The following is an 11,450-nucleotide window of genomic DNA, read 5'->3' on the forward strand; positions in this document are numbered from 1 at the left end:
ATCAGAGTCGACGACGGTTCGTTGGGCAGTGCGCCGCTGCGGTGAGCACATCGGCGGTGTCGGCAATGATTGGTCCCAATCCGGCTGAGGCCGCGCAGACCCAGCCGCTGCGCAATTGGGCCGGCAACTATCGGTACGGCACCAACCGCATCACGTCGGCGACGTCGCTCGCGCAGATCCAGGCGTTCGTCCGGAAGCACCCGCACTTCAAGGTGCTCGGCACCCGTCACTGTTTCAACGGGATTGCTGACAGCGCCGACCATTTTCTCTCGCTTCGCGAGATGAACGAGGTCGTCGCACTCGATCGGGCGGCGCGGACGGTTACGGTGGAGTCGGGCATGAGCTACGGCCAACTGTGTCCGTCTCTCGAGCGCGACGGCTTCGCGCTCCATAACCTGGCCTCGCTTCCGCACATCTCCATCGCAGGTGCCTGCGCTACCGGCACGCACGGCTCGGGTGTGAACAACGGGAACCTCTCGACGGCGGTCTCGGCATTCGAGATCGTGACTGCCGGCGGGGATGTCCTGTCGATTGCGCGCAGCAAGGACCTCCGCACGTTTCAGGCGACGGTCGTCAATCTGGGTGCGCTTGGCGTGGTCACCAAGGTTACGCTGGACGTGCAGCCAGCGTTCACCATGCGGCAGGACGTGTATCTGGACCTGCCGATGGCGCAGGTCAGGGAGCATTTCGAAGAGATCGCCTCCGCAGGCTACAGCGTCAGCCTGTTCACCGATTGGCAGCGGGGACGGATCAACGAAGCCTGGGTGAAGCGTCGCGTCGGAAAGGGTGAGACCCTGACGGCCTCGCAGGAGTTCTACGGCGCGCGTCCCGCCACGACAAACGTTCACCCGATCGTCGAGCTCTCAGCGGAAAACTGCACCGAACAGATGGGAGTGGTCGGTCCGTGGTACGAGCGGCTGCCGCACTTCCGGATGGGCTTCACGCCCAGCAGCGGCAAAGAGCTGCAGTCAGAATATTTCGTGGCGCGCAGCAACGCCGTCGATGCCATCAGTGCCGTCGAGCGACTTCGGGATCACATCAGTCCTCACCTGATGATCACAGAACTCCGCACCATCGCGGCCGACGACCTCTGGATGAGTCCCTGCTACACACGGCCCAGCCTCGCGATCCACTTCACATGGAAGCAGGACTGGCCGTCAGTGCGCAAGGTGCTGCCGATGATCGAACGGGAGCTCACGCCATTCGAGGTGCGGCCGCACTGGGGCAAGCTCTTTACCATTCCCTCGACGCAGCTCCAGCAGCGATACGAGATGTCGGCTGAGTTCAAGCGGCTCGTGGCTGAACATGACCCGCACGGCAGGTTTCGCAACGCATTCCTCACCGCGAATCTGTACGGCTGACACCGATCTGCCCGGACACCTTGAACGTCATGGGGTCCGAGACGCCCACGCGCCGTTGAACAGCAGCATCAGCATCGACGCGCCAAGGGCCAGCAGGCGTTCGGTCCGGGTTCCAGTCACGGTGCTCATCCCATTGGGGTCAAGGCACCGCCACAAGTCGTTGACGGCTATTCCGCGCGCAGCGCGGCCCACGGGTCGATTCGTGTCGCGCGGCGCGCGGGTACCCATGCCGCCATCAGTGCCACCGCCAACAGCAACAGCGTGACGATCGTGAACGCGATCGGATCGGTCGGCGTCACCCCGAACAGGAACCTCTGCAGCACCCGCGTCACAGCGACGGCCCCCGCGAGGCCGACGATCAGGCCGGCGCCGACGATCCGGAGTGCGCGTACCAGCACGAGGCGGAGCACTTCGCGGCGATCGGCGCCGAGCGCCATGCGCACGCCGATCTCGCGGCGGCGCTGCGCCACCGCGTAGGCCATCACTCCGTAGATGCCGCACGTCGCAATCAGCGTCGCGGCCGTCGCAAACAGCACCAGCAGCCACATCCGGAAACGCGGCGGTGCGACCGACGCCGCCACCGCTTCGTCCATTGTCGTTGCACCGGCGATGGCCAGATCGGGCGCCACGCGACGAACCTCGGCACGCATGCCCTCGACCACGCTTGCGGGCGTGGCCGTGCGCGCGACGAACGACACGAACCGCAGGTAGAGCATGCCCCGCTCCTGCTGGTAGGGCACGTACAGCATCGGCTCCACCTCCCGGTCGAGCCCCATCTGGCGGATGTCCGCCACGACGCCCACCACCGTCAGCCACTCGCCGTCCTCGCCCATGCGCACGCGTCGACCGAGTGCCTCGCGCGTCCCACCTGCAATGTAGTCGCGCACGATGCGCTCGCTGATGATCGCGACCTTCGGTGCATTTGCCGTGTCGCCGGCGGTGAACTCACGCCCTGCCAGCAGCGCAATCCCCATGGTCGTGAAGTAGGCCGCGTCGATCTTCGGCCTGCCGGCGGAGATTTTCGGCTTCGGCAGACCCTCGATGTCGAACTCGTCGCGGATGAACATCCTCCCGAACGGCGCCGAGTTGATCAGGCTCGCGGACTTCACGCCCGGCAGGGTCTGGATGCGATCGAGCACGTCGCGCGCGAACGCGTGCATGCGCTCGGGATCGTCGTACTGGCGTGGGGGCAGCGTCACCCTGACGGTCTGGACGACGCCGTCGCTCCCGCTCAGTTCGAAGCCCGGCGACACCGACGTGAGACGCACGAAGCTGTGAATCAGCAGGCCCGCGCCGATCAGGAGGACGAGCGTCATCGCGACCTGCCCGACAACCAGCAGCGTCCGCAGTCGTTCGCCCTGACGGTCTCCGGTCGTCCGCGCCCCGCCGGCATGCAGGGCGAGGTTCTCGGCAAACGCCGCGGCGCTGACGCGCGCTGCTGGCACGAGACCAATCATCAGCGTCGACACGAACGACAGGCCGAGGCAGAACGCCAGCACACGTGCATCGATGACGATGCTGCCCAGGCGGGGGAGCGCGAACTCTGGCACGAGCGGCAGCATGACGTCGATCGCGATCCGCGCGAGCAGGACGCCTAAGACCGCACCCAGCACTGACAACACGACCGCTTCGGTCAGGAGTTGACGCACGATCCGCCCTCGCCCGGCGCCGAGGGCCAGGCGTACGGACAACTCGCCGCGGCGCGCGGTGAGGCGCGCCATCTGCAGGTTCGCGACATTGACGCAGGCGATCAGGAGCACGAACGACACTGCCCCGAGCAGAATCAGCAGCAGCGTGCGCACCGACTCCGTGCCGTGCTCCTGCAGGCCGACCGTGCGCGCGAGCGTGCGGACGTTCGGCGCGAGTGCGCCCTCCATCCCGCGCGCGCCGGTCGCGAAGGACGGAGCGTTCACCAGCGCCGTCAACTCCGATTCGACCCGTTCCTGCGTCATGCCCGGTGTCATCCGGCCCAGCAGGAAGAGAAACGCGCCCTTGCCCGGATCGCCGACCCAGCGATTGGGCAGGTAGACGTCCGGTTCCGGCAACGTACCGATCCGGATCACCGGCCTGAAGCTGAAGTCCGGCGGCAGCACGCCGACGACGGTGCGGGGAAGGCCGTCGATGGTGATGGATTGCCCGACGATGGCCGGATCGGCCCCCAGCGACGTGCGCCAGAGCCGATCGCTGACGATCGCGCTGCGATCGTCGTCGGGAGCCGCGGCGCCGGTGAGGAACGCGCGGCCGTGCACGGGAGTGACGCCCAATGTGACGAAGAAGTTCGTACTCACGTCGAGCGCGCGCAACTGCAGCGGCTCGCCGCGTCCGTTGAGCTCGGCGTCGATTGAGGTGTAGGCCGCGAGCTGATCGAACGTGGTCACGTGCTGGCGTAGCGCGTCGTACGACACCGGCGACCAGTTCCAGAAGGTCCTGGGGCCCGTCTCCGTCCGCTGTGCTGACGAGAGAAGGATGAGGCGGTCGGGCTCGTGGTACGGCAGCGGACGCCAGAGGACGCCGTAGGCCACGGAGAAAATAATGGTTGTGAGGCCGATGCCGAGCGCGAGCGTGGCGAGGGCGGTGACGGTGAAGGCCGGGTCGCGCCGAAGCAATCGCAGCGCGTGCCGCGCGTCCTTTGCGAACGTTTCGGTCGTGGCGAAGACCCAGGCTTCGCGCGACTGCTCGCGAAGCCTCAGCGCATTGCCGATCTGCCGTCGCGCGGCCGCTTGCGCCTCGTCGCTGCTCATGCCCTCCGCATCGGCGAGCGCGCGCGCCTTCATCTCCTCGTGAAAGCGGAACTCGTCTTCCAGATCCTGATCGAACTGATGGCGCTTGAACAAGAACAGCACCCGTCGGAGCACGGAACCCACGGCACTCTCCTGAGAATCAGGACACTAGGTCGTTTTCATCACGCGCATGATCGCGCCGGACATCTGGGAGAATCGCGATGCCTCGACGCCGAGCTGCTTCTTGCCGGCAGTCGTGAGCGTGTAGAAGCGCGCCCGTCGGTTGTTCGCCGAAATCTTCCACTCGGCCAACACCCATCCCTTGACGAGCATCCGTTGCAGCGCCGGATACAGCGATCCCTCTTCGATCGTCAGCACGTCGGCCGACAGCATCTGGATGTGCTGGGCGATGCCGTAGCCGTGCATCGACTCGATCGACAGCGTCTTCAGAATCAACATCTCGAGCGTGCCTGGCAGCAGCTCGTTCCGGCCCTTCGTCCTCGCTTCTTTCATCAGTGCCTCTTTGCATAGACGAACTATGGAAGCGAGAAGTTTCCCCCTGACGGGAGAGGCTGTCAACTGCTGGCGTTTGCGTTGTCCGGAGCAGAGGTCAGCCCGCCGGCCCTCGGCTGGTGGAGGACGGCGCTGGCCCTGGAACCCTGGCGCGCCGCGGCCAGCGGCAAGTGCTGGACCGGGGATAGGTACAATGCGCGAGCAGTTGGCGGAACACGTTCAGACCTTACATCGATCCGGAGGAACGCGATGCGGCTCACAACGGTACCCACGGCCATGCTGTTGCTGACCCTACTCGCGACCGGCGCCGCGGCGCAGGACGCGGCGTCTGTCGTGGCCGCGGCATCGAAGGCGATGGGCGTCGACACGTTGAACGCCATCACCTACTCGGGGACAGCGAGCAACGGCGCCTTCGGCCAGAGCAAGGCCATCGGCGAGCCGATGGGCCCGGTCAACGTCACCACGATCTCGCGATACACGCGAACACTCACGTTCGGCCCTGCAGCTGAACCCGCGGCCCTGGTCTCGCGTGCCACCGGACCAACGCAGCCGCCCACCATCCCGGGCGTGCCCGCGCAGGCGGCCGGCGTCTTCAACCAGAACATCACCGGCGCGCAAGCCGGCAGCACCTGGGCGCAGGCGCTCAATGTCTGGACGACACCGTGGGGGTTCCTCAAGGCCGCCGCCGGACGTGAGGCGAAAGTGCAGCGTCAGGGCGGACTGCAGGTGGTGTCCTTCTCGCCGGCGAACCTGACGTCACCGTCGGGGCAGACCTACACCGTGACCGGCTACGTCAACGACCAGAACCTCGTCACGAAGGTCGAGACGCGCGTCGACAACGCGGTCGTGGGCGACCTGTTGGTCGAGTTCGACTACTCGAACTATCGGAGCATGAACGGCGTGCAGGTGCCGGGCCGCATCGTCCAGCGCCAAGCCGGGATGCAGACGTTTGACGCCACCATCGACGCGGCGACGCCGAATCCCGCCAATCTCGTCGAGTTGCTGACACCGCCGCCCCCCGCAGCGGGCGCGCCGGCCGCGCCGGCCGCTGCACTTCCCGCGGCCGCCGCCAGTGCGCCGCCCGTCGAGAAGCTCGGCGAGGGTGTCTTCAAGATCGGCGGCAATTACGCGTCACTCGCCGTCGACATGGGCGACCACATCCTCGTCGTCGAGAGCGGGCAGAGCGACGGACGTGGTATGGCGGTCATGGCGGCAGCCCGGCAGGCCATTCCGGGAAAGACGATCCGCTTCGTCGTCAATTCGCACGCGCACTTCGATCACGCGAGTGGGCTCGGGGCAGCGGTCGCCGAGGGGGCCACGATCCTGACGCATCGCAACAACGAGCAGGTCCTCGAGCGGCTCCTCGCGGGCCCGCGGACGCTCATCGGCGACAGTCTGTCGAAGGTGCCGAGTCGCCGGAAGGACGTCGTCCAGGCGGTTGGCGATCGCGACATCCGGAAAGGCTCGAACGGAAAGATCGTCGAGCTGCATCACGCGCCCAACGAACACAGCGACGGCATGCTCGTGGTCTATCTGCCGGCGGAAAAACTTGTCTGGACGGCGGATGTCTCGATTGTGAATTCGACGCCTGTGCAATTGGCAACCGTGAAGGCAGTGGCCGCCACGCTCGATCGTCTGAAGCTCGACTACACCGTCTGGCTGCCGGCCCACCCGCCGAACCCCGATCGGCCCCTCACCAAGGACGATGTCGTGAAGGCCGTCGGCGCAGCAGCCCCGTAGTAGGGTTCGCCTCCCGGCCGGTTCCGTTACGGCACGGCCAGGGCGATGAGCTCGGCGGGAACGCCGCGGGCGCCGATGGCGACGACGATGTATTGGCGATCGTCGACCATGTATGTCATCGGAATGCCCGTCGTGCTGGCGGGCAGCGCCATCTCGTGGACGATCGCGCCGCTCTTCTTGTCGATGGCGCGAAACATCTTGCCTCCGCTTCCAGGGCCGGCGCTGAAGAGGCCCGAACCGTCGGCGCCGAACAGCAGCGTCTTGGTCACCATAAGCGGGGAGCGTTCGGGCTTGCCGGCCTTCGAGAGATCGAGGTTCAGGCCCTTGATAGCCGGATTGTTCTTCACGACGTCGGGCGCGTCACCGTTGCCGATCATCCAGAGGTGGTCGCCCGTGTTGAGGTCGATCGCCGTGATCCGGCCCCAGGGTGGGCGGATGAGCGGCAAACCCTGGGGCCCGAAGTTGGGACGGCCGGCGCTTTCGCCGGCAACGGGCGGCGCGGCGGTCTGGACGGCGCCGCTGGGGGCGCCAGGATGCGCGCCGAACGTGGCCACGTACGCCATGTCCGTCCGTTTCGGATCGCCCTTCTGGAGTGCCACCGCGTCGGCGTTGGTGACCGAAGACACGTACATGATCCCCGTCTCCGGATCGAGCGCGCCCCCCGGCCAGTTGGCGCCGCCGGTGTGATGCGGCAGCCACAACGACGACAGCTTGCCGTCGGCCCCGGCCAGGATGGGGGGCAGGTACGGAGTGGTCGACGTCTTGTAGTGCCCGAGAATCCTGATCGCTTCCGCTTTCAGTTCGGGCGTGAAGTCGAGGAGGTCGTCGGTCGTGACGCCCTGGCGGTCAAAGGGCGCCGGCCTGGTGGGAAACGGCTGCGTCGGTGACGTCCGCTCTCCTGGAACATCGGTCTGCGGCACCGGCCGTTCCTCGATCGGCCAGACCGGCATGCCGGTGACGCGATCGAACACGAAGGTGAACGCCTGCTTCGTGACCTGGGCGACGGCCTTGATCTTCTTCCCGCCGACGGTGATGTCGGCGAGCATCGGGGGCGACGAGGGCTCCCAGTCCCAGATGTCGTGGTGGACGATCTGAAAATGCCAGACGCGTCTGCCCGTCTTCGCATCGAGGCACACGAGGCTGTCCCCGAACAGGTTGTCGCCCAGGCGGTGGCCGCCGTAGAAGTCGCCAGTCGGCGTCTCGACGGGGACGTAGACGTAGCCGAGTTCTTCGTCGGCGGCCAGCGGCGCCCACGCGGCGGTGTTGCCCGTGTATTTCCACGAGTCGCCTTCCCAGGTCTCGTGGCCGAACTCGCCGGGCTGCGGGATTGTCTTGAACGTCCAGATCTGCTGGCCGGTCCGGACATCGAAGCCGCGCACGTACCCCGGCACGTGCGTCTTCGACGGAGGAGCGGTGCCGGCGATCATGGCGGCCCCGACCACGACGACATCGCGGACGACGACGGCCGGCGAGCTCGAGCCGATCTGGCCGGGTGTCACCACATCGCGGTCGAGGCCATTGGTGAGCTCGACAATGCCGTCCTTGCCAAACGCGGGGATCGGGCGGCCGGTCTTCGCATCGAGCGCGACCAGTTGATAGCCCGGGGTGACGAGGAGGAGCCGGGCGTCGCCCTTGCCGTCGGTCCAGTAGGCGAGGCCGCGATTCTGTTTTCTCGGGGCGCGGTCGCCGCGTTCGCCCTCATCGAGGCGGTACATCCAGAGGGTCTCGCCGGTGGCCGCGTCGACGGCGACGACGTCACGCCGGGAGCCGGCCGTGAAATACAGGACGCCGCCGATCATCAGCGGGGTGACTTCCCAGTTGTAGTCGGGCGTCGGGCCGAAGTTGTCCGCCTTCCAGCGCCAGACGATCTCGAGCTCCCTGACGTTCCTGGCGTTGATCTGGTCCAGCGGCGAGTACTTGGTGTTGCCCTGATCGGCGCCGTAGTAGCGCCATTCGCCCTTCGTCGCGCCTTGTTGCGCGTGGAGGTTCCCGGCCAATGCCAGCAGCAGGGCCGACGCGGCGACGAGGCGAGCGGGTTGGCGTCTCATCTGGTTCGGGTGATCGTGATCTGGTTGAGCGCGTCGAGCTCGGTCGGGAACTCGCGGTCGCCGGCCGGAAAGCCGTTGGCGCTGAGCAGGTAGGCCGCGATGTCGACGCAGCGCTTTCGGCTGATCTTCCCAGGGCCGTCAGACGGCATCGTCGTGCGGGTGTACTCGACGAGGTCGCCGACGGTCTTGCCGCCCCAGAACGTGAAGAAGACGTCGTCGACAAGGGCAGGGGAGTTCTCGCCGCCGCCGAGCGTCTCGCCGTGGCAGCGGGCGCACAGGGCGTTGTAGGCGGTTTGCCCGCGGTCGACTTGATCCTGGTTGAACACACGGTCCCAGGCGGACCGTGCGGCAGGGGGCGGAGCTTGTTCCGCCGCGGCCGAGATCGACAGGGTCAGCGCGGCGAGCAGGCCCGCGAGCCGCGTGCAGGGCGCACTCATCTGGGCGGGGCCGGTGGGGGCTCGTATCCCGTGGTGGTGGCGTCGCGCGGGCCCTGGAACAGCCGGTAGCCTGGTCGGTCCTTCCAGCTCGACGGGCCGGCGAGAACCAGGCCTCGCTTGAGGACGGCTTCGCGTACGAGCTTCTCGCGCGCGTTGTAGCTCGCGTCGCCGTCGCGATCGCCGCCGTGCATGCCGAAGTCGTTGCTCGCCACCATGACGATGTCGATGCCCTGCACCTCTTCGAGGAGGTCGTCAATGATGCCGACGCCGTGCGGGTTCTCGATCAGGATCATCACGAGGATGTTGTTGTTCGCGTTCACGGCGTAGCCAGGGCCCCAGAGGCTGGGCGCCTGCATCTGGCCCGAGCTGCGATGGCCCCATGGCTTGGCGTTCGGGTTGTCGCGGTGCCCGATGGGGAATTTGGAGAACAGGACGGCGTTGCGCGCCTCCTCGACCGAGTCGGCCATCGGGATGATGATGCCGAGCGCGCCCGCATCGGTGGCTTTCTGGATGTCGCCCTCGTTCGCGGTCGGTACGCGCACGAAGGGAATGCTTCCGGCTTCGACAATCACCTTGATCAGCTGCTGGGTCTCACGCCAGGTGAGCGTGCTGTGCTGCATCTCGATCCAGATGAAGTCCACCCCTTCGCAGGCTTTCTTCGCGACGGCGAGGTCAGGACCGATGATGGTGTTGCTGAAGACCTGCTTTCCTTCTTTCAGCTTCGCGATCACGGTGTTGAACGTCTGCGAACCGGCCTTGACCGGAGGCGCGCCTGGCCGTGCGGCCTGTGGAGGCGCAGCGATCTGAGGCGCCGGCTCAGCCGCGGTCACCGAGACTGCGGCCAACAGCGCCGCCGACAGCACGAGCAGCCGGGTCGTACGGGACTTCGTCGAGACGGCAATGGGGTGGGCGGGGGCCGGTGTCGTGGGGCGCATAGGTCCATTCATTTGGAGTGTCGTCGGGCAGCGGCGATGAGCATAACAAGACACGGACTCGAAGCGGCCCAGTCGAGGATGCCGCGGCGGAGCGCCCTTGCGTACGCGGCCGCGCAGACGAACTCGTCGTTGTCCACGGTCTGCGTTCTTCCCTTCAGGAGGTGCCGTGTCACCGTCTCGCCCGGGAGCACGTCGTCCTGGAACTGATCGAGGGGCATCGTGTTCAGATCACGATGCGAGTACGTGTGGTTTACCCAATTCGAGTCCCGCGTCCAGCCACATCCGGAGCAGGCGTGTTCGGCCCTCGACATCGCTGGGGCCCCGGCCGTCGACGAACAGCCGTCCCTCGTTGACGAAACCCACGGCAGGAATGGTGTACGCGCGCACTGCGCCCAGAAGCGACGACAAGTCTTTTCCAGCGCCGGGCGTCCACGATCCTCACGGTATTCAACGACGCCATCATTCGAGTGGCCATCGAGCATTCCCTTCCCGTCATAGACCTTCGCTCGGTGTGTGCCACAAGGGAAGACTATGCCAACCTCATCGAACCATCGTCGGTGGGTGGGGAGAAGATCGCCCGAGTAGCGGTCGGACTTGTCTGCGGAGCCACGACGACTGCGCCGGTTACGCGGATTTTCGTCGCGTGAATCTGTGGACGATATCCGCGTCAGGATCATCAGCCGCCGACAGCGAGTAGGGATGCACGCATACTTCACGCGCCTCGCTCGCGCGGCGACTTTGGCGCTCCTCGGCCAGCGGTAGCGCTGGATCCGGGATGCGTGGGCCATTCCTACCCGGGGACAGCGAGCAGCGGCGCCTTCGGCCAGTGGCCAACACGCTCGATCGTCTGAAGCTCGACTGCACCGTCTGGCTGCCGGCTCACCCGCCGAACCCCGATCGGCCCCTCACCAAAGACGTGTCGTGAAAGCCGTCGGCGCAGGACAGTAGCTGAAGCCGCAGGCCCGCCGTTCGTCGGCCACCAAGGCGTGGCCGACCCGGGTCGATGGCACGGAGGGCGTCTACGCACTGGTGCTGGAACTACAATCGGCGCATGCCTGAACCGGCCGACATCACGGGCCTGCTGAGAGCATGGAGCCGGGGAGACGACGAAGCGCTCGAGCAACTCATGCCGCTGGTCTACGCCCAGCTCCATGCGCAAGCCCGGCGCTACATGCGGAGCGAGCGCGCTGACGTCACGCTGCAAAGCACAGCGCTCGTCCATGAGGTGTACCTGCGTCTCACCAAGGCACGCGACTTGAACTGGACCGATCGTGCCCACTTCTTCGCACTGTCGGCACAGATCATGCGGCATATTCTGGTCGAGGCGGCGCGTGCCCGGACCGCCTCGAAGCGAGGCGGCGGCGCTGCACGGGACGGACGCTCGCCGGCGATCGATCCGGACCAGATTCCGACGGCCCAGTCCGACACGGCTTTCATGCTCTGTGCGCTCGACGACGCGCTCGACCGCCTGGCGCAGCACGATTCCAGACGAGCGAAGGTGATCGAGATGCGCTTCTTTGCTGGACTGAGCGTCGAAGAAACGGCGGGCCTGCTGCAGGTCTCGCCGCAAACGGTGATGCGGGACTGGCGGCTGGCGAAGGTGTGGCTTGCGCGTGAGTTGAGGGCTGATGGGTGCGCCACTAGTGGCGTGACGCGCGCAGCAGGCAGGTCGACCCGGCATTAGTGAGGTTTCGGA

Annotated in this window: 10 protein-coding genes; 3 read left to right on the plus strand and 7 right to left on the minus strand. The window is 66.5% G+C overall.

What is annotated here, in order from left to right; genetic code table 11:
* Nucleotides 1-65: 65 nt before the first annotated feature.
* Entirely contained in the window at nucleotides 66-1,361 is a 1,296-nt protein-coding gene (locus LuPra_RS04660) for an FAD-binding protein (protein ID WP_157899925.1), read from the plus strand.
* A gap of 167 nt (nucleotides 1,362-1,528) precedes the next feature.
* Here the strand turns inward: LuPra_RS04660 and LuPra_RS04665 are convergent, their stop codons facing one another.
* Both LuPra_RS04665 and LuPra_RS04670 read right to left on the minus strand, forming a co-directional pair.
* Nucleotides 1,529-4,225: an ABC transporter permease gene (locus LuPra_RS04665; protein WP_110169673.1), complete on the minus strand. Its 2,697-nt coding sequence runs from the start codon at nucleotides 4,223-4,225 to the stop codon at nucleotides 1,529-1,531.
* Between the two features lie 24 nt (nucleotides 4,226-4,249).
* Complete coding sequence (locus LuPra_RS04670) at nucleotides 4,250-4,594, minus strand: PadR family transcriptional regulator (RefSeq protein ID WP_110169674.1); 345 nt, start codon at nucleotides 4,592-4,594, stop codon at nucleotides 4,250-4,252.
* 249 nt (nucleotides 4,595-4,843) lie between these two features.
* Here LuPra_RS04670 and LuPra_RS04675 point away from each other — a divergent pair, with 249 nt between their 5' ends.
* Nucleotides 4,844-6,334, plus strand: a complete 1,491-nt coding sequence (locus LuPra_RS04675) for an MBL fold metallo-hydrolase (RefSeq protein WP_110169675.1) — start codon at nucleotides 4,844-4,846, stop codon at nucleotides 6,332-6,334.
* Nucleotides 6,335-6,360: 26 nt separating this feature from the next.
* Here the strand turns inward: LuPra_RS04675 and LuPra_RS04680 are convergent, their stop codons facing one another.
* Genes LuPra_RS04680 through LuPra_RS31590 form a run of 5 tightly spaced genes read right to left on the minus strand, consistent with a single transcriptional unit; the run spans nucleotide 6,361 to nucleotide 10,162 of the window.
* Complete coding sequence (locus LuPra_RS04680; protein ID WP_110169676.1) at nucleotides 6,361-8,382, minus strand: outer membrane protein assembly factor BamB family protein; 2,022 nt, start codon at nucleotides 8,380-8,382, stop codon at nucleotides 6,361-6,363.
* Nucleotides 8,379-8,819 carry a c-type cytochrome gene (locus tag LuPra_RS04685; RefSeq protein WP_110169677.1) on the minus strand — a complete coding sequence of 147 codons (441 nt, stop codon included), beginning with the start codon at nucleotides 8,817-8,819 and terminating at the stop codon, nucleotides 8,379-8,381. The genes LuPra_RS04680 and LuPra_RS04685 overlap by 4 nt, the downstream gene beginning before the upstream one ends.
* Complete coding sequence (locus LuPra_RS04690) at nucleotides 8,816-9,754, minus strand: aldolase/citrate lyase family protein (RefSeq protein WP_157898737.1); 939 nt, start codon at nucleotides 9,752-9,754, stop codon at nucleotides 8,816-8,818. Before LuPra_RS04690 ends, LuPra_RS04685 begins: the two co-directional genes overlap by 4 nt.
* A gap of 8 nt (nucleotides 9,755-9,762) precedes the next feature.
* Nucleotides 9,763-9,972 (minus strand): hypothetical protein, encoded by a 210-nt coding sequence (locus LuPra_RS04695; RefSeq protein WP_110169679.1) that lies wholly within the window; start codon nucleotides 9,970-9,972, stop codon nucleotides 9,763-9,765.
* A 10-nt stretch (nucleotides 9,973-9,982) separates the two neighbouring features.
* Nucleotides 9,983-10,162, minus strand: a complete 180-nt coding sequence (locus tag LuPra_RS31590) for a hypothetical protein (protein WP_157898738.1) — start codon at nucleotides 10,160-10,162, stop codon at nucleotides 9,983-9,985.
* Between the two features lie 643 nt (nucleotides 10,163-10,805).
* On the opposite strand from LuPra_RS31590, the gene LuPra_RS04700 reads away from it, so the two are divergent.
* Entirely contained in the window at nucleotides 10,806-11,438 is a 633-nt protein-coding gene (locus tag LuPra_RS04700; protein WP_110169680.1) for a sigma-70 family RNA polymerase sigma factor, read from the plus strand.
* Nucleotides 11,439-11,450: the final 12 nt, after the last annotated feature.

The organism is Luteitalea pratensis (genome assembly GCF_001618865.1).
Taxonomy (GTDB): Bacteria; Acidobacteriota; Vicinamibacteria; order Vicinamibacterales; family Vicinamibacteraceae; genus Luteitalea; species Luteitalea pratensis.